This window comes from Methylosinus sp. LW3 (assembly GCF_000527115.1).
In the GTDB taxonomy this organism is placed as follows: Bacteria; Pseudomonadota; Alphaproteobacteria; order Rhizobiales; family Beijerinckiaceae; genus Methylosinus.
Genome location: NZ_AZUO01000001.1, coordinates 3678670 through 3701019, shown reverse-complemented (window position 1 = coordinate 3701019; position 22350 = coordinate 3678670). Strand labels below are relative to the sequence as shown.

Here is a 22350-nt window from a genome sequence, read left to right as displayed (position 1 = left end):
ACATGAACGACGTTTCGATTGCAGCGCGCGCCGCGAACGTCACATCATTGTCAATCCGCACGCGAGCCTGCATGCGCAGAAGGAGATAGATCACGAGCTTCAGCGCAGGGCCGCGCGCGATGTTTTTTTCGCCGCCCGCGAAGCTCGCGCCTATCCGGCAATTTTTCCCGAAGGTCCGCGAGCCCTATTTGGGCGTCGCAGGCGCGGGGTCGAAGAGAAAATAGCGCCCGCCCAGCGCGCCCTCATAAGGCCGGCCGTCGCCGTGGCGTCGCAATTCGAAACGGACCACCGTGTTCGGAACCAGGACGCGAAGCGTCGTCGGCGAGCTCGCCTCGATGGCCACCTGCAGCGGCTCGTCCGCTCGATCGATATCCGTCAGCCAGACGAGGCTTTCCATTTCGACCCTTCCCGTGACCCGCTCGCCATCCCGAGCCGCCGGGCGGCGGCCGCTGCTACGGCTTCGATTGAGGCGACGCCAGTTTGGCGACATCACGGCGCGACTGCGGCGTGAGCAGGACGTCTCACCCGAGGGGTCGTGAGGAAGGCTCGGCGCTCATGCCGATTCTTCCCGTGTCAGATTACCGACAAATCATACAGACAGAGGCGCGGCCGAAAACCTATATCTCGCCGGCCCCGCTCTCCGCTTTTTCGCGCCGATAACGTTGCGACGACGTCGAGGACGATGGCCGACAAACAAAGACATGGCTCGAGAGATCGCGAGCCGATGCTTCACGAGGCGACATCTCCATTCCGCTCTGCGATCCGCCGGGCGATGGCTGTTGCAGGAGGACTCGTCGATGAGGAAACTACTGAATTCGGTATCGCTGCTCGCCGTGCTGACGGTGGCGCCGATCGGCGTCGCTTCGGCCAACGACAAGCTCGACCAGCTCTCCAAGAGCGAAGACAACTGGGTGATGCCCGGTAAGAACTATCATTCGGACAATTACAGCACTCTGACGCAGATCAACACGAGCAACGTCAAGGATCTGAAGGTCGCCTGGACCTTCTCGACCGGCCTGCTCAACGGCCACGAGGGCGCGCCGCTCGTCGTCGACGGCAAGATGTATATTCACACGTCTTTCCCGAACAACACTTTCGCGCTCGATCTGGACGATCCGACCCGCATCCTCTGGCAGGACAAGCCGAAGCAGAATGCGGCCGCCCGCGCGGTGGCCTGCTGCGATCTCGTCAACCGCGGTCTGGCCTATTGGCCGGGCGACTCCAAGACCCCGCCGCTCATCCTGAAGACGCTGCTCGATGGTCATATCGAGGCGCTCAACGCCAAGACCGGCGAGCTGGTGTGGAAGATGGAGAATTCCGACTATAAGGTCGGCTCCACGCTCACCATCGCTCCCTATGTCGTGAAGGATAAGGTTCTCGTCGGCTCCTCCGGCGCCGAGCTCGGCGTGCGCGGCTATGTGACGGCCTATGACGTCCACACGGGCGAGCAGTCCTGGCGCGCTTACGCGACCGGTCCGGACGAGGACGTGCTGCTGGGCAAGGACTTCAACAGCAAGAACCCCCATTACGGCCAGAAGGGCCTCGGCACTTCGACCTGGGAAGGCGACGCCTGGAAGATCGGCGGCGGCACCAATTGGGGCTGGTACGCTTATGATCCGGGCACGAATCTCTTCTACTACGGCTCGGGCAATCCGGCGCCGTGGAACGAGACGATGCGTCCGGGCGATAATAAATGGACGATGACCATCTTCGGCCGCGACATCGATACGGGCGAAGCGAAGTTCGGCTATCAGAAGACCCCGCATGACGAGTGGGACTTCGCTGGCGTGAACTTCATGCTGCTCACCGAGCAGAAGGACAAGGAAGGCAAGGAGCGCAAGCTCCTGACGCATCCGGACCGCAACGGCATCGTCTACACGCTCGACCGCACCAATGGCGATCTCATCTCCGCGGATAAGATCGACGACACGGTCAACGTCTTCAAGACGGTCGATCTGAAGAGCGGCCTGCCGGTTCGCGATCCGGAGTATGGCACGCGCATGGACCATCTCGGCAAGGATATTTGTCCTTCCGCCATGGGCTATCACAATCAGGGCCATGATTCCTACGATCCGACCAAGCAGCTGTTCTTCCTCGGCGTGAACCACATCTGCATGGATTGGGAGCCCTTCATGCTTCCCTATCGCGCGGGTCAGTTCTTCGTCGGCGCGACGCTGAACATGTATCCCGGCCCGAAGGGCGATCGTCAGAAGGGCGAAGGCCTCGGCCAGATCAAGGCCTACAACTCGATCACCGGCCAGTTCAAATGGGAGAAGTTCGAGCGCTTCGCGGTTTGGGGCGGCACCACCGCCACGGCCGGCAACATCGTGTTCTACGGAACGCTCGACGGCTTCATCAAGGCCCGCAACAGCGATAATGGCGAGCTGCTCTGGAAGTTCAAGCTTCCCTCCGGCGTGCTCGGCTATCCGATCGTCTACAACCACAAGGGCACCGAATACGTCGCCATTCTCTACGGCGTCGGCGGTTGGCCGGGAGTGGGCCTCGTGTTCGATCTGCAGGATCCGACCGCTGGCCTCGGCGCGGTGGGCGCGTTCAAGCAGCTCGCCAATTACACGCAGATGGGCGGCGGCGTGATGGTCTTCTCGCTGAACGGCAAGGGTCCTTACGACGACGTGAACCTCGGCGAATATAAGGCCCACTGATCCATCGGCAGTCGTCGGCCGCGTCCTCCCCTGTTCGCGACCGACACAGCGCGCCGCCCGGATGCAAGAAGCGCGTCCGGGCGGCATCGCCACACATGCAAACTGATCGGATCGCTCCCATGTCGCGTATCACCTCTCCGCGTCTCGTCGCCTCCGGACTCGCTCTGGCGCTGCTGACCGGCGTCGCCGGCGCTCTCGCGCAAGAGACGAAGCCTTCGGCCGCCGCTTCTGCGAGCAAGGCCGACACATTGCGCATCTGCGCTTCGGAAGCGCAGTCGCCGCTCTCCCTCAAGGACGAATCCGGCCTCGAGAACCGCATCGCCGTCGCGCTCGCCGAGGCGATGGGCCGCAAGGCGGAATTCGTCTGGTCGTCGAAGCCGGCGATTTATCTCGTGAGGGATTATCTCGACAAGAATCAGTGCGACGTCGTCATCGGACTGGACACGGGCGATCCGCGCGTCGCGACGAGCAAGCCCTATTTCCGCACCGGCTATGTGTTCGTGACCAAGGCCGAGAAGAATCTCGATCTCAAATCCTGGTCCGATCCGCGCATCAAATCCTTCAACCACATCGCCGTGCCATTCGGCTCTCCGGCCGAGGTGATGCTGAAGGAGATCGGCGAATATGAGAACGACATGGCCTATCTCTATTCGCTGGTGAATTTTCGTTCGCCGCGCAATCAATATACGCAGATCGACCCTGCGCGCATGATCGGCGAGGTGGCGAGCGGCAACGCCGAGCTGGCGTCCGCCTTTGCGCCCGATGTGGCGCGTTTCGTCAAATCCTCGCCGACGCCTCTGCGCATGACGCTGATCGACGACGATTCCAAGCGCAGCGACGGACAGAAGATCGGGCAGCACTATGACCAATCGGTCGGCGTGCGCCTTTCGGACAAGGAACTGCTCGCGCAAGTGAATGCGGGCCTCGATCGCGCCAAGCCGAAGATCGACCAAATCCTCACGGCGGAAGGCGTTCCGCTTCTGCCCATCGTCAATCCGGTCGCAGCGCACTGACGCTTGGCGAATATCGAAGAGACCGACAAAAATGAAATCGAGCAAGAAAAAGGCCTGTGTCCTGATCGGCGGCGCCTTCGCCAGCCTGATCGCCCTCTCGGCGATCGCGCAGAATGCGGGCATCACCTTTCGCAACACGATCACCGGCGAAGTGCTGAACTTCGACGACGCGCTTCCCGAGGGCAAGGATACGCCCGGCGTGAAGAAATTCATGCAGACGGGCGTCAATCCTTACAATGAGGATGTGAGCTGTCTGAAGCAGGGAGAGCAGCTCTTTCTCTCCGCCTGCTCTGGTTGCCACGGCCATTTGGGCGAAGGCAAGATCGGCCCCGGCCTCAACGACTCCTATTGGACCTATCCGCAGAACGCGACCGACGAAGGATTTTTCTCGACGATCTTCGGCGGCGCTCAGGCGTCCATGGGGCCGCAATACGCCAATCTTCAGCTCGACGAAATGCTGAAGGTCATGGCCTGGGTCCGCCATCTCTATAAAGATCCCGTTGCCGGAGCGACCTGGCTGACGCCGGAGCAGCGCGCGAAATACAAGCCCTATCCCGGACACGAGACATTCCCCGACGATCCGCCCGGTCAGTGCAAGACCTCGGGAAAATGAAAGACGTCGGGAAAATGAAAGTCGCGCACGCGTGAGCGGCGCGGCGGCCGCGGCGAGAGCCGCGCATAAATTGGAGGAAGGCACGATGGGAGTTTTGAAGATTGCGGCGGCCGTCGGCGTTGCGTTCGTCATGAACGCGGCTGCTATCGGCGCGGCCTCGGCCTATGACGGCACCAAATGCAAGGCCCCCGGCGATTGCTGGGAGCCCAAGCCCGGCTTTCCGGATAAGGTCGCCGGCTCCAAATACGATCCCAAGCACGATCCGAAGGAGCTCGCCAAGAACCAGTCCGCCGTAGCGGCCATGGAAGAGCGCAACAAGAAGCGCGCCGAGCACTTCAAGAAGACGGGCGCGTTCGTCTACGACGTGACCAAAATTCCGTAAGCGCACGCGCGAGAATGCCGTCCCCGCGCCCCCGGGGACGGTCGTCATGCGGCCACGATCCGGGTCCGGCGTTATTCGACAACAACGCGTCGGACCCCTTCCCGGGATCGTGGCCGCAACGTCCTCTCTTCCGACGAGATTGTTGGACCTGTTCAGCGTGACAGACACCGCCGAAACCGACGCCGTCTTGGCCGATTGGCGCGCCAAGGCGCAGGAATTCGAGACGCGCGTCGCGCGCGTCGTCCTCGGCCAGAATCGCGTCATCCGCTTGGTGACCATCGCCATTTTCGCACGCGGCCATGTGCTGCTGGAAGGCGATGTAGGCGTCGGCAAGACGACGCTTCTGCGCGCTGTCGCACGCGCGCTCGGCGGCGCCTTCTCGCGCATAGAGGGCACGGTCGATCTCATGCCGAGCGACCTCCTCTATCACACCTATCTCGCCGACGACGGCCGCCCGCGCGTCGAGCCCGGCCCGGTGCTGCGTCACGCGGAAGATCTCTCCATCTTCTTCTTCAACGAGATCAATCGCGCGCGTCCGCAAGTGCATTCGCTGCTGCTGCGGCTGATGGCGGAGCGCAGCGTCACCGCCTTCGATCGCGACTATTTCTTTCCCGCGCTGCAAGTGTTCGCCGATCGCAATCTCGTCGAGCGGGAGGAGACATTCGAGCTGCCCGCCGCGGCGCGCGACCGCTTTCTCATGGAGATATCCATGAGGACGCCGACCGACGCGGCGGCGCGCCGCGCGCTGATCTTCGATCCTCGCTTTCACGACGTCGATCGCCTGCTCGATGAAATCGGCGAGCCCGTCTTCGATTATCGCGCGCTGGCCTCTGTCGCCGAGCTCATCCAGAACCGCGTCCACGCCAGCGAGACGCTCGAGGCCTATGTCGCCAAGCTCTGGGATGCGCTGCTCGATCCCTACGCCGCGGGCGTCTCTCTGCCGGATGTCGAGATGCGCGGCCTTGTGCGCGGCGGCGCGAGCCCGCGTGGCCTCGCCTTTCTCGTGCGCGCGGCGCGCGTGCGCGCCTGGCTCGAAGGGCGCGACGCGCTGACGCCGGAGGATATTCGCGAAATCTTCCTCGAGACGATGGCGCATCGCATCTTCGTCGATCCGATCTATGCGATGCGCGGCGACGACATTGTCCGCGATCTGTGCCGCGCCGCTTTCGCGACGGTCCCGGCGCCTTGAGACGCGAGGCGTGACGATGCAGCGCTTCGACCTCGCCTATCGTCCACGCGGCCGCGTCTCCAACGGCTCGGTCGGCGCGCATGGCGGCGTCGATGTCGGCGGCATAGGCGTGTTTCGCGATCACGCGCGCTTCATTCAATTTCCCGATGCGCGCCGTATCGACATTCGCGCGACCATGCGCGACCCGACCGGCGAGACTCATGTGCGTCGCTTCGAGCAGCGCAACGCCATCGACGTCTATGCGCTGGTCGATCTTTCCGCGTCCATGGGCTTTCACGGCGCGGCGCGCCGTCTCGATATCGTCGCCGATCTCTGCGCGGCGCTCGCCTTTTCGGCGACGCGCATCGGCGACCGTTTCGGCGTCATCGCCTGCGACGAGTCAGTGCGCAATGATCTTCTGCTGCCGGCGACGCGCGCGCGGGGCGCCGCGGTCGCAGCGGCCGAGCGCTTGCGCGACGCCGCGCCGCGCGGCGCCTCGGCGAAGGCGCTGACGGAAGCCGCTGGCCTCATCGCCGGGCGTCGCAAGCTCGTCCTGCTCATCTCCGATTTCCACTGGCCGCGCGACTTTGCGACGCGCCTTTTCAGCCTGCTCGCGCAGCATGATCTCGCGCCTATTCTCGTCGCGGATTCCACGGAAGAGCGCGATCTTCCGCACTTCGGCCTCGTCGAGCTCGACGATCTCGAGAGCGGCGCGCGGCGGCTCGTCTTCATGCGCCCGAGCCTGCGTCGCCGCTGGCTCGCGCGCGAGGCCGAGCGGCGCGACGCGCTGCGTCGTCTCGCGCTCGCGCATGGACGCCCGCCTTTCGTCATGAGCGACTCTTTCGACGCCGACGCGCTGTCGCGTCATCTGCTCGGGCTGTGACATGCGCGCAGCGCTCTTCGCTCTTTCGCTTCTTCTCGCGCTGGCCGCGCCCGCTGCGGCGGAAGTGAAATCCGTGCGTCTCTACGCCGATCGCAGCTTCGGCTTCTTCGTCGGCGATCTGGTGAATGCGCGGCTCGAGATCATCGCCGATTCCGCCTCCCGCTTGCAGACGGCGTCGCTGCCACGCCCCGGCGCGCTCGATTATTGGCTCGATCTGCGCGACGTCCATGTTCGCGAGCAGCCCATCGGCGACGGGCTCACACGCTGGGACATAGAGCTCGTCTATCAGCTCTTCTATGTCGCGCTAGATGTACGCAATCTGCAAATCCCGCCTTTTCCTCTGCGCTTTCTGCGCGAGGGCGAGAGCGAGATCGCGCGCGCGCCCGCCTGGACGATCGGCGTCTCGCCCTTGCGCGAGGTGCTGCCGGCGCGCCGCGACAATCCCACCGATTACATGCGCGCGGACCGCGGCGTCGAGCAAGGCGACGCAACGACTCCGGCGGCGCGCGCAGGCATATTCGCCGCGCTCGCATTCGGCGGGTTGGCGCTGGTCGCGCATGATCGTGGCTGGCCGCCGTTTCATCGTCGCCGCGCGCGCGTCTTCGCGGCCGCCGCGCGTCGCATCGCCGCTCTGACGAAGGGCGATGGCGAGGCGTCGCGCCGCGCGGCGATGCTCGCATTGCATCGCGCGATCGACGAAGCCGCCGGCCGCCGCATCTTCGCCGAGGACCTCGACGCCTTTCTGTCCAGCCATGCGGAATTCGCATCGGTGAAAGAGGCGCTCGGCCGCTTCTTCAACAGCTCGCGCGCGCTTTTCTTCGGCGTCGCCGATGCGGGCGGCGATCTTGCGGCGACAGAGCTGCTCGCGCTGGCGAAAACATTGGCGGCGTTGGAGAGGAGCGCGGGATGAGCTTCGGCCTCGCCTCTCCGCTCGCGCTTTTCCTGCTGCCGCTGGCGCTCGCGCCGCTGCTCTTCTCGCCATTGCGGCTATCGCCCATATCTTCCGTCTCCGCCGCGCCGCAGGATGCGCTCTCGACCCTCGTCGCATGGGCGCTGCGCCTCTTGGCCAGTCTCGCCATCGGCGCGAGCACGCTCGCCGTCGCCGGGCCTTTTCGCGAAGGCCGCGCCATTCAGCGCAATGGCGAAGGCGCGGAAATCTCGATCCTGATCGATCGCAGCGCGAGCATGAACGAGACATTCGCCGGCCGCACGCCGGCCGGCGGCGAGGAGTCGAAAGCTTCCGCCGCCAAGCGATTCATGACGGATTTCGTCGACCGGCGGGCGCATGATCTCTTCGGCGTCACCGCCTTCTCCACCTCGCCGATTATGGTCATGCCGATGACCAATCATCGCGCGGCGGTGCGCGCCGCGATTCAGGCGATCGACCGGCCGGGCCTCGGCTACACGAATATCGGTCGCGGCCTCGCAATGGCGCTCTCGCAATTTCCCGCGGGCGGCGAGATCGAATCGCGCGTGATATTGCTCGTCTCGGACGGCGCAGCCGTCATCGACCCACGCATTCAAGATCAGCTACGCGCCGATTTTCGCAAGATCAGGCCCAATCTCTATTGGCTGTTTCTGCGCACGAGCGGCGCCAAAGGGATAAGCGACCAGCCGGACGCCGGCGAGCTGGACACGCCGCAGGCCTTGCCGGAGCGCCATCTCGATCTCTTCTTCAAATCGCTCGGCATCGGCTATCGCGCTTTCGAGGCGGAAGGCCCCGCTGCTGTGGCCGACGCCATAGCGGAGATCGACCGGCTCGAACGTCGCCCGTTTCGCTATGTCGAGCGCATTCCGCGCAAGGACCTGACGGACCGGAGTCTCATCGTCGCCGCCTTCGCGACGTCCGTGCTGGTCGTCGCCAAATTCGCCGAGACGCGTCTGAAGCAGACGGCGCGCGCAGGCGCGTCGCCGCAATTCGCGAAGAGGGCCGCATGAGCGAAGCCCTCCGCGCGCAATTTTTGCAGACGCTCGCGCGCTTCTTGGCGCGCTGGCGTTCGACGCTTCTTCTCGCTTTGCTCGCCGCGGCGCTCGCCGGGGCGCTGCAAAACGCCATCGCCGCATGGCGCGTGCGCGTCGACAATGCCGCGATCGGCGCGCTCGCCGCGGGGCGAGATATAGAGACCGATTCTGCTTCTGCGCCCGAGCTCATCGCTGCGCGCATCGAATTTCTGGCCGAGCGCGAGGAATTCGACAAGGCGCGCGCGCTGCTGGAGCCGCTGGGCGCCGCCGGCCGCGACGAGCTTTCCGCCACCGCCCATTATGATCTCGGCAACGCCTTGCTGCGCCACGCCTTCGATCTCCTGGAGCGCGGCCAGCTCGAGCCGGCGGGTCCCTTCGTCGAGCTGGCGCGTCGCGAATATCGTCGCGCATTGCAATATCGGCCGGAATTCTGGGACGCGAAATATAATCTCGACGTCGCCGCGCGCCTGGTGCGCGACAATCCGCAGCTCGAGCATTCAGGCGGCGACGAGCTGCCCGCGGACCCCAAGAAAATCTGGACCGATATTCCCGGCGCGCCCAAGGGGCTGCCATGACAGGCCGACGATGATGATCGCCCGCTTGCGCGATGCGCGCTTTCTCTCGCTCGCCTTCGCTCTGGCGATGCTGGTGGCCGCCTTTGCGTTTCCGCGCGCCGAGGTGGTTCGCAATGGCGCCGATGTGCTGGCGACGCTCGACATCACCGGCAGCATGAACACGCGCGATTATTCTCTGGACGGCGCGCCGGCCAGCCGCATCGAATTCGCCAAGCAGGCCTTGCGGCGGCTCGTCGCCGATCTTCCCTGTCCCTCGCGCGTCGGCCTCGCCATCTTCACCGAGCGCGAGCCCTTTCTTCTGTTCGAGCCCATAGACGTCTGCGAGAATTTCGCCGCCCTCGACGCCGCGATCGGCACGCTCGACTGGCGCATGGCCTGGGAGGGCGACAGCCGCATCTCCGCCGGCCTGTTCCGCGCGGTCGAGATGGCGCGACGCACCGGCGCCGATCTCCTCTTCATCACCGATGGCCAGGAGGCGCCGCCGCTGCCGACCTATGGCGCGCCGGTTTTCGATGGCCAGCGCGGCGAGATATCGGGGCTCATCCTCGGCGCCGGCGGCTATGAGCCCGCGCCCATTCCGAAATTCGACGATCGGGGCCGCGAGACCGGTTTTTTCGGCGTGGACGAGGTGCCGCATGAGAGCCGCTTCGGCCTGCCGCCGCCGGACGCCGAGCAGCGCGAGGGCTATAATCCGCGCAATGCGCCATTCGGCGGAGAGATGCGCGCCGGCACGGAGCATCTCTCCAGCGTGCGCGAGCCCTATCTGCGCCAGCTCGCCGAGACCACGGGCCTCGGTTACGCCCATTTGGAGAAGCCGGATGGGCTCGCGAGCGCGCTGCTCGCCGTCGCGCGGCCGCGGCCGAGCCTCGCGCCTTTCGATCTGCGCCCCGCTTTCGCCGCGGCCGCGCTCGTCGGCTTCGCCAGCCTCTATCTCATCGTCCCGCTCGCGGAGATTTTCACGCGGCGACGCCATTCCCGTCTCGCAACCACACGCTCGAGGAGAATAGAGTGAAACCGAAAATCGCCCTCTTGGCCTTGCTTTTGTCTATCGCGCCGGCGCTGGCGCATGGCCCGACGCCGATCAAGGTCGATGAGAAGATCACCGTCGCCGCCGATCCCAAGGCGGTCTGGGCGCTCGTCGGCCATTTCGGCGCGCTCGACTGGCATCCCGATGTCGCCAGCGTGAAGGCGACCGGCGGCGACGCCAATGGCGCGGTGCGCGAGATCACGCTGCGCAAGGGCGGCGTCGTCATCGAGAGCCTCGACGAATTTGATCCGCAGCAGATGAAGCTCAGCTATCGCATGTCGGACGCCAATCTCGACGCTCTGCCGATCAGCTCCTATTCGGCGACTTTGGCGGTGAAGCCGGCGGCGGGCGGCGGCAGCGAGGTGCAATGGTATGGTCGCCTCTATCGCGGCGACACCAGCAATGAGCCGCCGGACAATCTCAATGACGACGCCGCGCGCGAGGCGATGACCACATTCCTGAAGGATGGGCTGCAAGGCCTCGCCAAAAAGCTGCAAGGCAAGTGACGGCATGAGAGCGCCGCGTCTCGCCGCCCTCTGCGCGACGCTCGCGGCGCTGCTCTACGCCTGCGGGGACACGGCTCCGCAGCAGCGCACGGCCGTGGAAGTGAAGCGCAAGGACGAGCTGCCGAAATGGCTGACGCCGATCGATCGCGTCGATCCCGCCTATTGGCTGGCGGCGCGCAAGAGCGGCGGCGGGCCGGTGGAAGAGGGCAGGGTGGCGCGATTGCAAGCGGCGCTGGATATCGGCGGCGCGCATTTTCTGGAAGCGCCGCGCATGCTCGCCAATCGCGCCGCACAGCTCGGCGACATGCTTTCTGAGATCGGCGTGGCGGAAGACGAGGCGCAATCGATCGAGAGCCTCGCACGCGTCGCGGCGGCGACGGGAAGCAAGCAGACCTTCGGCGATCTCTGCCAGCATTATTTCAATCTGCGCAAGCAGGGCGCGACGCGGGAATCGGCGCTCGCCGATTTGTCGGAGCGCTATAGCGTGCAGAATCGCGGGCAATAAATAGGCGAGCCTCGAAAGGCTCGCCTATTGGCGAACCGCGTCAGCCGCGGTTGTAGACGTCCTGCAGGCGCACGATATCGTCCTCGCCGAGATAGGAGCCGGTCTGCACCTCGATGATCTCGAGGTCGATCTTGCCCGGATTGCTCAGGCGATGAATGCAGCCGATCGGCAGATAGACCGACTCGTTCTCATGGACGAGCAGCGTCTCCTCGTCGCGGCCGACTTCGGCCGTGCCCTTGACGACGATCCAATGCTCGGCGCGATGAAAATGCTTCTGCAGCGACAGGCGCGCGCCCGGCTTCACCACAATGCGCTTCACCTGATGCCGATCGCCGGAATCGACCGATTGGTAGAAGCCCCAGGGGCGGAAGATGCGCTTGTGCTCGCCCGCCTCGCGGCGGTTCTCGCGCTTCAATTGATCGACGAGCTGCTTGACATTGTCGCCATGCTCGTGACCCAGCACCAGCACCGCATCCGGCGTCGTCACCACAATGACATCGTCGACGCCGACGACGGTCGTCAGCGTCTCGTCCGAGCGCACATGCACATTGCGCGAATCGCGCACGACGCCATTGCCGCGCACCGAATTGCCCTGTTCGTCGCGCTCGGTCAGCTCCCAGACGGCGCGCCAATTGCCGACGTCCGACCAGCCTATGTCGGCCTCGATCACCGCGGCCTTGCGCGTCTTCTCCATCACGGCGTAATCGATGGAGGTCTTGGGGGCGCGCGCGAAAGATTCGGCGTCCAGCACCAGAAAATCGAGATCGCTGCGGCCGGCGTCGATCGCCTTTTCCGCCGCATCGGCGATCGCCGGCTCGAATTGTGCGATCTCCGCCTGCATCACATCGGCGCGGAAGATGAAATTGCCGCTGTTCCACAAATAGCCGGCGTCGATATAGCGCTGCGCGGTCTCGCGATCGGGCTTTTCGACGAAGGCCTCGAGGTTGAAAACGTCGCCGGCGATGCGGTCGCCGGTGCGAATATAGCCATAGCCGGTGGCCGGATTGTCGGGCTTGACGCCGAGCGTGACGATATAGCCGTCCGCGGCGGCGGCAGCCGCTTTCTTGCACAGAGCGACGAGGCCTCGTGGGTCGCGCACCACATGATCGGCGGCGAGCACGACGACGATGGTCTGCGGCGAGCGGCGCGCGGCGACGCCGGCGGCGACGGCGACCGCGGCGGCCGAATCACGCCGGGTGGGCTCGAGGACGACATCGGCCGAGGCGCCGATGGCGCGCAGCTGATCGGTGACGAGGAAGCGATAATCGGCGTTGGAGATGATGACGGGCTTGTCGAACGCCTCGTCCGACAGCGTCTGAATAGTCGTCTGGAAGGTCGACAGCTCGCCGACGAGCGGAATGAATTGTTTCGGGAGCGTCTCCCGCGATTCGGGCCATACGCGCGTGCCTGCCCCGCCGCACATTATGACAGGAAGTATCTTCGTCATGTATCGCCTTTCGGTGGAAGGCCGTCGTCCAACGCCGCGCTCCTTACGAGACGACGGCGTGGACCGGATCTCGCCCACGGCCCGCATGTCGGGGTCGACGAGGCCCGATAGCATAGGCTGCGCCAATGCGCCAAAGATCACGTCAGCAATAGGCCGAACGACCTGGATTTGGCAAGCCGCCGCAATCGTTTCGAGCGATTCGGCGGTCGCTTCGGAACGGTTCGGACGTCACCAGCTATTTGAGGCGAAATTCAGCTCTTGCCCTTTTTTTCGAGCTCGGCCTTCAGCGCCAGCAGCTTGGCGAAGGGCGAATCAGGATCGGGCAGGCGCTCTTTCTCCCGTCTTTCCGGCGTGGAAAAGCTCCCATTGCCGCGGCGGCGGTCGTCCCGCGGCGGGCGACTGTCGCCGCGCGGTCCGTCGCTCCGCGGCTTGCCGCCGGAGCGGAAGCCGCTCTCCTTGCGGGCGTCGGGCCGCGGCCGATGCTCGGAATGCTCGCCTTCGCCTTGCTCGGGCCGCCGGCCACCGCCCTGGCCATGGCCCTGACCTGGCCCTTGGCCCGGTCGCGGGCCACGGGGGCGCTCGCCGGCCGGCCGCGCGGCGCGGCCTTCCTCCTGGCCCGGAGCGCCGCCGCCGTGACGCCGGCGCGGCGCCTGGGGCGCATGGCGCTGCAAGGTCCAAATCTCGATCGGCGCCGGCTCGGTCGCAACCGGCTCGGCGCTCGCCTCGGTCGTTTCCGTCTCAGTCGCTTCTGTCTCAGTCGCTTCCGTCTCGGCCGCGACGGCGTCCGGCTCTTGCGGCGCGGGACCCGCTTCGATGGGCGCCTCCTCTACGGCCGCCTCTTCGACGACCGGCGACGGAACCTCCTCTGCCTCCGCGACAGGCTCGAGCGCCTCAGCCGGCTCGGCGGCCGATTCGCTGCTTTCCTCGGCCACAGCCAGAACCGGCGCGAGCGGCTCGGTCGCCGCCTTGGCCAGCAGCGGCACGGTGATCGCCGGTCCCTGACGCTCGGCTGATTGATAGCCGAGCGAGCGCAGAATGGAGGCGAAGGCCTCGCCCGCGCAGCCGGTGAGCGAGGTCATCGCCACTGTGACGATGAAACCCTCGCCATCGGCCGCGCCGGGGGGCGGATCGCCGGCGGTTACGCCGGGACGATAGGCGCTCGCCGGGCGGATGAGATCGGCGAGGCGCTCCAATATATCGACGCGCACCACGCGCTCGCCGCAGACGCGGAAGCCGGCGGCGCGATAGAAGCCCTTGGAGATCGCCGTATCGGCGGCGAAGGAGGTGCGGCCGGAGGCGGCGAGATGCGGCACCTCCTCGAGGCCCTTGAGATTGTCGAGCCCGCCATGCTTCAGGCCCCACAGCAGGGCGGCGAGCGAGCGCGGCGCCGGCTTCAGCAGCTGCGGCAGATAAAGGTGATAGGCGCCGAAACGCACGCCCTTCTTGCGCAGGGCGGCGCGGTCCTCCTGGGAGAGCGCCTTGATGTCGCGCGCGACGCGACTGCGCTCCAACACGCCGAGCTCCTCGGCCAGCTGAAAGGCGATGCCGCGGGAAACGCCCTCGAGCCCCTCGCCCTTCTCCAGCTCCTCCAGCGCGCCGAGCAGCTTCTTTATATGCTGGGCCAGCCACAGATCGAGCCGTTGCTGCACTTTCTCCAGCGCCGCGCCGGTCAATTGCTCGTCGGCGAGCAGGCGGACCACCGGGGTCAGCACGGCGGCGCCGGGCGCGATCTTGCCGACAGGTTCGCCGAGCCAGCGGATGGTCCCGTCATTGCCGAGCAGAAAAGCGTCGTCCACCGCGTCGAACACGCGGGCGGCGCGCGCCTCTATCTCGCCGGCGAGCGCTCGCTGCGCGGCGGCGTTCAGCGCCTTCGCCGCTTCGCCCGTGGCCTGTGGGTCGGCCGTGAAACGAAATCCCTGCAACTGTCCGACATGCTGACCTTCGACCATAACGTCGCCGGCAGTAGTGATTTCGGCTTCGAGCATCGCGTTCTCTCTCAGGCGGCGCATCAGCACACTGGTGCGGCGATCGACGAAACGCTGCGTGAGGCGTTCGTGCAGCGCGTCGGACAGACTGTCCTCTACCTGACGCGCGACGCTCTGCCAATGCTCTGGATTCTCGAGCCAGCCAGAACGATTGGCGATGAAGGTCCAGGTGCGCACCTGGGCGAGCCTTGCGGACAGTGTGTGAATGTCGCCGTCGATGCGGTCCACGGCGGAGATTTGCTTTGCGAACCAATCGCCTGGGATCAATCCGCGGCGCACCACAAAGCCATGGACGGCGAGCGCCAGCTCCGCATGAGCGGCCGGCGAGGTCTTGCGATAATCTGGAATTTGGCACACATCCCAGAGTCTCATAATATCTGCGATTGTTTTTGTGTTGCGCTGCACAGTCTCGTCGCGCGCGGCGACCTCGAGCACCATCTGATCCTCGGCGGTCCGCGCCCGCAGCAGGCATTCGTCGGGTGAGGCGCGCTCCAGCGATTCGACCAGCGCCTCGATCGAATCGAAATCGAGATCGCCATTGCGCCATTGCAGCGCGACCAGCGGATCGAACCAATGATTCTCCAGCGCCTCGACCGTCTGCTCGTCGAAGGGCGGGCAGCGGCCGGTGCTGCCGAAGGTCCCGTCATTCATGTTGCGGCCGGCGCGGCCGGCGATCTGCCCCATTTCCGCCGCGGTCAATCGGCGATGGCGCCAGCCGTCGAACTTGCGGTCGGCGGCGAAGGCGATGTGGTCGACATCGAGATTGAGGCCCATGCCTATGGCGTCGGTGGCGATGATGTAATCGACGTCGCCATTCTGGAACAGATCGACCTGGGCGTTGCGCGTGCGCGGCGAGAGCGCGCCCAGCACCACCGCCGCGCCGCCGCGCTGACGCTTGATCCATTCGGCGATGGCGTAGACGTCCTCGGCCGAGAAGGCGACGATGGCGCTGCGCGGCGGCAGCCGCGCCAGCTTGCGCTCGCCGGCGAAGGCGAGATGCGACAGCCGCGGCCGCGTGAAGATGGGAACGCCCGGCAGCAGCCGCTCGATCAAGGAGCGCATGGTTTCCGCGCCGATCAGCAGCGTCTCCTGCCGCCCGCGCCAATGCAGCAGGCGATCGGTGAAGACATGGCCGCGGTCGAGGTCGGCGGCGAGCTGAATTTCGTCCACGGCGACAAAATCCACATCGAGATCGCGCGGCATGGCCTCGACGGTCGAGATCCAATAGCTGGGCGCGCGCGGCTTGATCTTCTCCTCGCCGGTGACGAGCGCGACATTCTCCGTCCCCACCCGCTCGGCGACGCGCGTGTAGACCTCCCGCGCGAGAAGACGCAGCGGCAGGCCGATCATGCCCGTCGAAAAGGAGAGCATTCGCTCTATGGCGTGGTGCGTCTTGCCGGTGTTGGTCGGCCCCAGAACGGCGGCGACGCCGGCGGTCGACGGTCGCACGCCCGGCGCGGCCGGCTTTTTGGCGGTGAGCATGGGGCTCATGATTTTTCTTTATATTTCACCTCGAGCCCCGACGCGAGCCCGGCTCCCCGAATCGATAGCGGCGATCGTCCCGGAATGGAACGGCGAAGATCGCGCTATTTTACGCTTCGAACAGGCGTCGAACGAATCGCGGCCGAATCGCCGACGCTTTTCGAATCACGCTCTGTTCGCTCGAGATATGGTTGGTCCTCACGCCTGCGAACGCTATGGCTTCCAAATCTCGCCTTTTGCAGCAGTCTTGCGCGACGCGCCTCGCATGACTGCGCGCGGACTCCGCCGCGGCTTCCTGTCAACATGCGAATTGCGACGGCCCGACGACGCCGGCGTTAAGCTTTGGAATCTTGCCGGAACGGAGCCGGCACGAATCGGCGATCTCGCCGCGTTGTCGCGCCGTTCCCTCGAGAACTCGAGGCTTTCGCCCGGCCGTCGCGCTATTTCGCGCCGCTTCCGCGCCTGCCCGGCGCGCCGAGCGCGGCGACGCATTTACCTCCTCGTCTCGAAATCGGACGTTTCGGCGCGCGCTCGCAGCGCTCGGAGCGCTTCTCGCCCGGCCTGTCGCGCGCTCGCGCGCCGCCCCAATGCGATTCGCGCGGCGTCGGCAGGGTTAACGCGATACGCCGCGCGAGCGCGCGACGCGCTGCGGCGTAAGCCGAGCGTTAACCTTTCGTAAGCCATGATCCGCCGCGACAGCGAGGCCCAGCGGACGGACAGAGCATTGGCAGAGAATAAGCGTGACTTCCGATCGAGCGTGGCCGCGCTCGTTCTCGCGCCGAGCCCGCGGGCGCTGCGATTCTTCGCCGTCGGCCTCCTCAACACGGCCTTCGGCTATGCGATCTTCTATTTCGTCTGGCGCGCCACGCAGGATTCGACTGTCGCGGCCGGCGTCTCCACCGCGATCGGCGCTCTGTTCAATTTTCTCTCGATCGGCCGCCTCGTCTTCGGCTCCGCCGATCCGCGCTTTCTCGGCCGCTTCATCGCCGTCTATGCCGCGCTCTTCATCGTCGACGCGCTGGCCTTGCGCGCGCTCGAGCATTTGGGCGCCGAGGCGGCGCTCGCGCAGGCGGCGCTGACGCCCGTGCTCGCGACGCTGTCCTATCTCCTCAATCGCGACTTCGTTTTCCGCACGGGAGCGGGCGACGCATGAAAACCATCTCCATCGTCACGCCCTGCTACAATGAAGAGCTGAACATTCGCGAATGCCATGCGCGCGTCGCCGCGCTCTTTGCGGGCGAGCTGAAAGATTATCGCCGCGAGCATGTGTTCTGCGACAACGCCTCCAAAGATCGCAGCGCCGAAATATTGCGCGATCTGGCCGCGAGCGATCCTTGCGTGAAGGTCATTTTCAACGCGCGCAATTTCGGGCCGATGCGCTCCAACTTCAATGGCGTGATGGCCGCGAGCGGCGATGTGGTTCTCTTGTTTCTGCCTGCCGATCTGCAAGACCCGCCGGAGCTGCTGCCGCAATTCGTGAAGCTCTGGGAGGCGGGAAACGAGATCGTCTATGGCATTCGCAAGATTCGCGAGGAGGGCGCCGTCATGCGCATGGCGCGCGGCCTCTATTACCGCATGCTCACCGGCCTCTCGGAATTCACGCTGCCGCCCGGCGTCGGCGATTTTCAGCTCGTCGATCGCAAGGTCGTGGAGGCGATGCGCAGCATAGACGATTCCTATCCCTTCATGCGCATGATGACATTCGAATGCGGCTTCACCGCCGTCGGCGTTCCCTATCGCTGGGTCGAGCGTCGCCGTGGCGTCACCTCCAATAATCTGCCGCGCCTCGTCGATCAGGGCCTCAACGGGCTCGTCACCTTCACGCCGGCGCCTTTGCGCCTGCTGCTGTTTCTCGGCTTCGGCATAGCGGGGCTGGCGCTCGCCTATGCTTTCGTCAGCCTGGCGCTCGGGCTCGTCTTCTTTCGCCAGCTGGCGCCGCCCGGCGTGATGACGATCATCGTCGCCGTCTTCTTCTTCGGCGGCGTGCAGCTCTTCTCCATAGGCGTGCTCGCCGAATATATTCTCGCCATACATTCGCAGGTGCGGCGCAAGCCGGTGGTGTTCGAGCGCGAGCGCATCAACTTCTGAGCCGACATGACCGCGACGACGCTGCTAGCGAAAGACGAAGCCTCAGCGCGGACGCGCGCGCCTCTGCGCAATCTGCTGCTGCTGCAGCTCGGCGTTCTCGTCTTTCTCCTCTCCAACGCCGCGCTCGCCTTCGGCTTTCGCGCCATCGCCGCCACGCCCATTCTCGCGGGCTGCGCGCTCGCGGCATTCCTCCTCTTCTCCTTTCGGCCGAAGCAGAACGGCCTGCTCGCCGCGCCGATCGATACGAAGACTCTCACCGCCTGTCTCGCGCTCGCCGTCGCTCTGCTGCTGCTCGGCGGCGAGACGCATCTTTTCTACGCCAATCTCGATTGGCTGGTGCGCGACGCCGTTCTCTCCGATCTGACGCGGCAGGGCTTTCCGCTCTTCTATCGCTATGAGGGGCAGGATTATCTGCTGCGCGCGCCGCTCGGCATGTATCTCCTCCCCGCGGCGATCGGACATTATGCGGGGCTCGTCGGCGCGCATATTGCCATGCTGGCGCAAAATGCGCTGCTGCTCGGCCTCTGCCTCTACTTCATCGCAAAGCTCGCCGGCGCGCGCGCGGCGCCCTTTCTCGCGCTCTTCATTCTGTTCAGCGGGCTCGACATTCTCCCGCAGCTCTTGCACGAAGGGCTCGAATTGCCGGACCATCTCGAATGGTGGAATTCGTCGATCCAATATTCCTCACATGTCACGCAATTGTTCTGGGTTCCCAATCATGCGCTGCCGGGCTGGTGGGCGGCGCTGCTGCTGCTGCTGCTCGTGCGCGAGGAGATCGATCTCGCGCTTCTCGCCATTCTCTTCGCAGCGTCGCTGCTGTGGTCGCCGCTCGCCGCGGTCGGCGCCGCGCCGCTCATCGGCTTTTGCGCGCTGCGTCTGCGCCACGCGCTCTTCTCATGGCGCAATATAGCGGCGGCCGCAGCGGGCCTCTGCTTTCTGCCGATCGCGCTCTATCTGACGGTCGACGCGGAATCGGTCAAGCACGGCTGGCTCGCCGCGACGCCGGGATTCGCGCTCCTCTATCTCGCCTTCATTCTCGTCGAAATTCCACAGGCGGCGATCCTCCTCGCGGCACGCGACGCAATCGCGAAAAGCGATCGCGCTTTGATCGGCGCATCCGTCGTCGTTCTGCTGGCGCTGCCCTTCTATTACTTCGGCCCCAATAATGATCTCGCGATGCGCGCCTCCATGCCGGCGCTCTTCCTGCTCGCATTCGCCTTTGCGGGAGTCGCTGTGTCGACGCCGCGCGACGGCGGCCGTCTCGCTTCCCTAATATCGGCGATCGTCATCGTCGCCGCCGCGACGCCGGCGATGGAGATCAAGCGCGCGCTGGTCTCTCCCGCTTTCGCAATATCGGATTGCGATCTTTTGACCAGCTGGCGCAAGACCGATCCTTCCATCTTCCCGACCAATTATCTCGCGCGTCTCGAGAAGCTTCCGGCCTGGCTCGGCGCGGCGAGCGAAGCGCGGCTCGAGATCGAGCGGCGAAGCTGCTGGCCGACGCATCCGCATCTGCCCGATTCGCGCAAATGAGGCTGCGGCGCGGCGCGCCTGGGATGTCCACAGAATTTCGCTCATCACATTTGGCTTTTGACTTGGCGCCGCGCCGAACGCTAAAAACGCGCCTCTTTGAACAGCCGACAGGGATAGCGCATGGCGTCGATCGTCGAACGAATCAGCACGGAGCTCTCCGCGAAACCTTGGCAGGTGGAGGCGGCGGTCGCTCTGCTCGATCAAGGTTCGACCGTGCCCTTCATCGCCCGCTACCGCAAGGAGGCGACGGGCCAGCTCGACGACATCCAGCTGCGTCATCTGGAAGAGCGCCTGCGCTATTTGCGCGAATTGGAAGACCGCCGCAAAGCGATTCTCGATTCCATCGAAGCGCAGGGAAAGCTGGACGACGCCCTGCGCGCGACCATCATGGACGCCGACAATAAGGCGCGGCTCGAGGATATTTATCTTCCCTATAAGCCCAAGCGCCGCACCAAGGCGCAGATCGCGATCGAGGCCGGCCTCGCGCCGCTCGCCGAAGCTCTGCTCGGCCATCCCGAGCGTGAGCCGAAAGCGCAGGCCGAGCCTTTCGTGAACGCCGAGAAGAATGTCGCCGACGCCACCGCCGCGCTCGAGGGCGCGCGCGCCATTCTCGTCGAGAGATTCGCGGAAGACGCGGATCTCATCGGCCGCCTGCGCGAGACCTTCTGGACGCAGGGCCTGATGAAATCGAAACTGCGCGCCGGCAAGGAGGCTGCAGGCGCGAAATTCTCCGATTATTTCGATTTCTCCGAGCCGCTCACCAAGCTTCCGTCGCATCGCATATTGGCGATGTTCCGCGGCGAGAAGGAGGAGATGCTCGATCTCGAGATGCTCCCCGAGCCGAGCGAAGGCGCCGTCGGCTATGAGGGCCAGATCGCGCAGCGTTTCGTCATCGCCGATCGCGGCCGTCCGGGAGATCGCTGGCTCTTGGACACTGTGCGCTGGGCGTGGCGCACCAAGATCGAGCTGCATCTTTCCGTCGATCTGCGCACGCGTCTGTGGCGTCTCGCGGAGGATGAGGCGATTCGCGTCTTCGCCGCCAATTTGCGCGATCTTCTGCTCGCGGCGCCCGCCGGCGCGCGCGCGACGCTCGGCCTCGATCCGGGCTTTCGCACGGGCGTCAAGGTCGCCGTCATCGACAAGACCGGCAAGATCGTCGCGACCACTGCCATTTATCCGCATGAGCCGCAACGGCGCTGGGACGAATCGCTCTCCATTCTCGCAAAGCTCGCGCGCGAGCACGGCATAGAGCTCATCGCCATCGGCAATGGCACGGCCTCGCGCGAGACCGACAAGCTCGCCGGCGATCTGATGTCGAAATTCCCGGAGCTGAAGCTCACCAAGATCGTCGTGTCGGAGGCGGGCGCGTCTGTCTATTCCGCCTCGGAATACGCATCGCGCGAATTGCCCGATCTCGATGTGTCGCTGCGCGGCGCGGCGTCGATCGCGCGCCGCCTGCAAGACCCGCTCGCCGAGCTGGTGAAAATCGAGCCCAAGGCGATCGGCGTCGGCCAATATCAGCACGACCTCTCCGAGGTGAAGCTCTCCCACTCGCTCGACGCCGTCGTCGAGGATTGCGTGAACGCCGTCGGCGTCGACGTCAACACCGCCTCCGCGCCGCTGCTCGCGCGCGTGTCGGGCGTCGGCGAATTGCTGGCCTCCAACATCGTCGCGCATCGCGACGCAAATGGTCCGTTCCGCACGCGCGACGCGCTGAAGAAAGTGCCGCGCCTCGGCCCGAAGGCCTTCGAGCAGAGCGCGGGCTTCCTGCGCATCGTCGATGGCGAGGATCCGCTCGATCGCTCCGGCGTGCATCCGGAGGCCTATCCGGTGGTGCGGCGCATTCTCGCCGCCGCCAAGACCGACATAAAGCAGCTCATCGGCAATGCGACGGAACTGCGCAAGCTGAGCCCTAAGCAATTCGTCGACGAGAGCTTCGGCCTGCCAACCGTCACCGATATTTTCGCCGAGCTGGAGAAGCCCGGCCGCGATCCGCGCCCCGCCTTCAAGACCGCGACCTTCCAGGAGGGCGTCGAGAAGATTTCCGATCTGAAGCCCGGCATGATTCTCGAGGGCGTCGTCACCAATGTGGCGGCCTTCGGCGCCTTTGTGGATGTGGGCGTGCATCAGGACGGGCTCGTCCACATCTCCGCAATGTCCAAGACCTTCATCAAGGACCCGCGGCAGGCGGCCAAGCCCGGCGATATCGTCAAGGTGAAGGTGCTGGAGATCGACGCGCCGCGTAAGCGCATCTCGCTCACCATGCGGCTCGACGACACGCCCGATCAGCGCCAGGCCCCGTCAGGCGGCCAGCGCCGCGAGGGCGGCGGCGCGAGCCCACGCCAGATGCGCCAGCCGGAGCCGCAAAAGGGCGCAGGCGCGCTGGGCGAGGCGCTGCTGGCGGCGATGCGCACGCCGCAGAAGGGCCGCTAGCTAGAGTTTCGAGCGAAGCGGGAGCGGCTTCGCTCGAAAACACGGGCGGAATAAAGGAATCCTAGAGTTTTTCCGGTTCGATCTG

The 22350-nt window shown here is 65.3% G+C and carries 19 protein-coding genes; 16 read left to right on the top strand and 3 right to left on the bottom strand.

Annotation, left to right across the window (positions count from 1 at the left end; all coding sequences use genetic code 11):
• Window positions 1-184 precede the first annotated feature (184 nt).
• Window positions 185-397, bottom strand: a complete 213-nt coding sequence (locus METLW3_RS0118585) for a hypothetical protein (protein WP_024881322.1) — start codon at window positions 395-397, stop codon at window positions 185-187.
• A 400-nt stretch (window positions 398-797) separates the two neighbouring features.
• Here METLW3_RS0118585 and METLW3_RS0118580 point away from each other — a divergent pair, with 400 nt between their 5' ends.
• The 12 genes from METLW3_RS0118580 (at window position 798) to METLW3_RS0118525 (ending at window position 11297) form a co-directional block, all read left to right on the top strand.
• Complete coding sequence (locus tag METLW3_RS0118580; protein ID WP_024881321.1) at window positions 798-2663, top strand: methanol/ethanol family PQQ-dependent dehydrogenase; 1866 nt, start codon at window positions 798-800, stop codon at window positions 2661-2663.
• Window positions 2664-2782: 119 nt separating this feature from the next.
• Window positions 2783-3676, top strand: a complete 894-nt coding sequence (gene moxJ, locus METLW3_RS0118575) for a methanol oxidation system protein MoxJ (protein ID WP_024881320.1) — start codon at window positions 2783-2785, stop codon at window positions 3674-3676.
• Window positions 3677-3707: 31 nt separating this feature from the next.
• Window positions 3708-4289: a cytochrome c(L), periplasmic gene (gene moxG / locus METLW3_RS0118570; protein ID WP_024881319.1), complete on the top strand. Its 582-nt coding sequence runs from the start codon at window positions 3708-3710 to the stop codon at window positions 4287-4289.
• Window positions 4290-4419: 130 nt separating this feature from the next.
• A complete protein-coding gene (locus METLW3_RS0118565; RefSeq protein ID WP_245267448.1) occupies window positions 4420-4671 on the top strand; it encodes a methanol dehydrogenase [cytochrome c] subunit in 252 nt (83 codons plus the stop codon).
• 157 nt (window positions 4672-4828) lie between these two features.
• A complete protein-coding gene (locus METLW3_RS0118560; RefSeq protein ID WP_024881317.1) occupies window positions 4829-5860 on the top strand; it encodes a MoxR family ATPase in 1032 nt (343 codons plus the stop codon).
• 16 nt (window positions 5861-5876) lie between these two features.
• On the top strand, window positions 5877-6722 hold the full coding sequence (locus METLW3_RS0118555) for a DUF58 domain-containing protein (protein ID WP_024881316.1): 846 nt from the start codon (window positions 5877-5879) through the stop codon (window positions 6720-6722).
• A gap of 1 nt (window position 6723) precedes the next feature.
• A complete protein-coding gene (locus tag METLW3_RS0118550; RefSeq protein ID WP_024881315.1) occupies window positions 6724-7632 on the top strand; it encodes a hypothetical protein in 909 nt (302 codons plus the stop codon).
• The gene (locus tag METLW3_RS0118545) at window positions 7629-8660 is read left to right on the top strand and encodes a vWA domain-containing protein (protein WP_024881314.1); all 1032 of its coding nucleotides are present in this window, start codon (window positions 7629-7631) and stop codon (window positions 8658-8660) included. Before METLW3_RS0118550 ends, METLW3_RS0118545 begins: the two co-directional genes overlap by 4 nt.
• Window positions 8657-9259 carry a hypothetical protein gene (locus METLW3_RS0118540; protein ID WP_024881313.1) on the top strand — a complete coding sequence of 201 codons (603 nt, stop codon included), beginning with the start codon at window positions 8657-8659 and terminating at the stop codon, window positions 9257-9259. The genes METLW3_RS0118545 and METLW3_RS0118540 overlap by 4 nt, the downstream gene beginning before the upstream one ends.
• A 10-nt stretch (window positions 9260-9269) precedes the next feature.
• Window positions 9270-10271: a vWA domain-containing protein gene (locus METLW3_RS0118535; RefSeq protein WP_051465457.1), complete on the top strand. Its 1002-nt coding sequence runs from the start codon at window positions 9270-9272 to the stop codon at window positions 10269-10271.
• Window positions 10268-10792 carry an SRPBCC family protein gene (locus tag METLW3_RS0118530; protein ID WP_024881311.1) on the top strand — a complete coding sequence of 175 codons (525 nt, stop codon included), beginning with the start codon at window positions 10268-10270 and terminating at the stop codon, window positions 10790-10792. Before METLW3_RS0118535 ends, METLW3_RS0118530 begins: the two co-directional genes overlap by 4 nt.
• A gap of 4 nt (window positions 10793-10796) precedes the next feature.
• Window positions 10797-11297: a hypothetical protein gene (locus tag METLW3_RS0118525; protein ID WP_024881310.1), complete on the top strand. Its 501-nt coding sequence runs from the start codon at window positions 10797-10799 to the stop codon at window positions 11295-11297.
• Window positions 11298-11337: 40 nt separating this feature from the next.
• Here the strand turns inward: METLW3_RS0118525 and METLW3_RS0118520 are convergent, their stop codons facing one another.
• Window positions 11338-12744, bottom strand: coding sequence for a mannose-1-phosphate guanylyltransferase/mannose-6-phosphate isomerase (locus METLW3_RS0118520; RefSeq protein ID WP_024881309.1), 1407 nt, complete (start codon window positions 12742-12744; stop codon window positions 11338-11340).
• 251 nt (window positions 12745-12995) lie between these two features.
• Window positions 12996-16211: a helicase-related protein gene (locus METLW3_RS0118515; protein ID WP_024881308.1), complete on the bottom strand. Its 3216-nt coding sequence runs from the start codon at window positions 16209-16211 to the stop codon at window positions 12996-12998.
• A gap of 757 nt (window positions 16212-16968) precedes the next feature.
• Here METLW3_RS0118515 and METLW3_RS0118500 point away from each other — a divergent pair.
• From METLW3_RS0118500 to METLW3_RS0118485, 4 genes are all read left to right on the top strand, one after another.
• Window positions 16969-17364 carry a GtrA family protein gene (locus tag METLW3_RS0118500; RefSeq protein WP_024881306.1) on the top strand — a complete coding sequence of 132 codons (396 nt, stop codon included), beginning with the start codon at window positions 16969-16971 and terminating at the stop codon, window positions 17362-17364.
• On the top strand, window positions 17361-18299 hold the full coding sequence (locus tag METLW3_RS0118495) for a glycosyltransferase family 2 protein (RefSeq protein WP_024881305.1): 939 nt from the start codon (window positions 17361-17363) through the stop codon (window positions 18297-18299). The genes METLW3_RS0118500 and METLW3_RS0118495 overlap by 4 nt, the downstream gene beginning before the upstream one ends.
• A 6-nt stretch (window positions 18300-18305) precedes the next feature.
• A complete protein-coding gene (locus METLW3_RS0118490) occupies window positions 18306-19832 on the top strand; it encodes a hypothetical protein (protein WP_024881304.1) in 1527 nt (508 codons plus the stop codon).
• A 120-nt stretch (window positions 19833-19952) separates the two neighbouring features.
• Window positions 19953-22265, top strand: coding sequence for a Tex family protein (locus METLW3_RS0118485; protein ID WP_024881303.1), 2313 nt, complete (start codon window positions 19953-19955; stop codon window positions 22263-22265).
• Window positions 22266-22350 lie beyond the last annotated feature (85 nt).

Excerpts from the sequence above, each read along its gene's own strand:
- METLW3_RS0118520 (WP_024881309.1), bottom strand. The coding sequence starts at position 12,744 with ATGACGAAGATACTTCCTGTCATAATGTGCGGCGGGGCAGGCACGCGC.
- METLW3_RS0118565 (WP_245267448.1), top strand. The coding sequence starts at position 4,420 with ATGAACGCGGCTGCTATCGGCGCGGCCTCGGCCTATGACGGCACCAAA.
- moxG (WP_024881319.1), top strand. The coding sequence starts at position 3,708 with ATGAAATCGAGCAAGAAAAAGGCCTGTGTCCTGATCGGCGGCGCCTTC.
- METLW3_RS0118545 (WP_024881314.1), top strand. The coding sequence starts at position 7,629 with ATGAGCTTCGGCCTCGCCTCTCCGCTCGCGCTTTTCCTGCTGCCGCTG.
- METLW3_RS0118580 (WP_024881321.1), top strand. The coding sequence starts at position 798 with ATGAGGAAACTACTGAATTCGGTATCGCTGCTCGCCGTGCTGACGGTG.
- METLW3_RS0118495 (WP_024881305.1), top strand. The coding sequence starts at position 17,361 with ATGAAAACCATCTCCATCGTCACGCCCTGCTACAATGAAGAGCTGAAC.
- METLW3_RS0118585 (WP_024881322.1), bottom strand. The coding sequence starts at position 397 with ATGGAAAGCCTCGTCTGGCTGACGGATATCGATCGAGCGGACGAGCCG.
- METLW3_RS0118515 (WP_024881308.1), bottom strand. The coding sequence starts at position 16,211 with ATGCTCACCGCCAAAAAGCCGGCCGCGCCGGGCGTGCGACCGTCGACC.
- METLW3_RS0118485 (WP_024881303.1), top strand. The coding sequence starts at position 19,953 with ATGGCGTCGATCGTCGAACGAATCAGCACGGAGCTCTCCGCGAAACCT.
- METLW3_RS0118555 (WP_024881316.1), top strand. The coding sequence starts at position 5,877 with ATGCAGCGCTTCGACCTCGCCTATCGTCCACGCGGCCGCGTCTCCAAC.
- METLW3_RS0118525 (WP_024881310.1), top strand. The coding sequence starts at position 10,797 with ATGAGAGCGCCGCGTCTCGCCGCCCTCTGCGCGACGCTCGCGGCGCTG.
- METLW3_RS0118540 (WP_024881313.1), top strand. The coding sequence starts at position 8,657 with ATGAGCGAAGCCCTCCGCGCGCAATTTTTGCAGACGCTCGCGCGCTTC.
- METLW3_RS0118490 (WP_024881304.1), top strand. The coding sequence starts at position 18,306 with ATGACCGCGACGACGCTGCTAGCGAAAGACGAAGCCTCAGCGCGGACG.
- moxJ (WP_024881320.1), top strand. The coding sequence starts at position 2,783 with ATGTCGCGTATCACCTCTCCGCGTCTCGTCGCCTCCGGACTCGCTCTG.
- METLW3_RS0118535 (WP_051465457.1), top strand. The coding sequence starts at position 9,270 with ATGATGATCGCCCGCTTGCGCGATGCGCGCTTTCTCTCGCTCGCCTTC.
- METLW3_RS0118550 (WP_024881315.1), top strand. The coding sequence starts at position 6,724 with ATGCGCGCAGCGCTCTTCGCTCTTTCGCTTCTTCTCGCGCTGGCCGCG.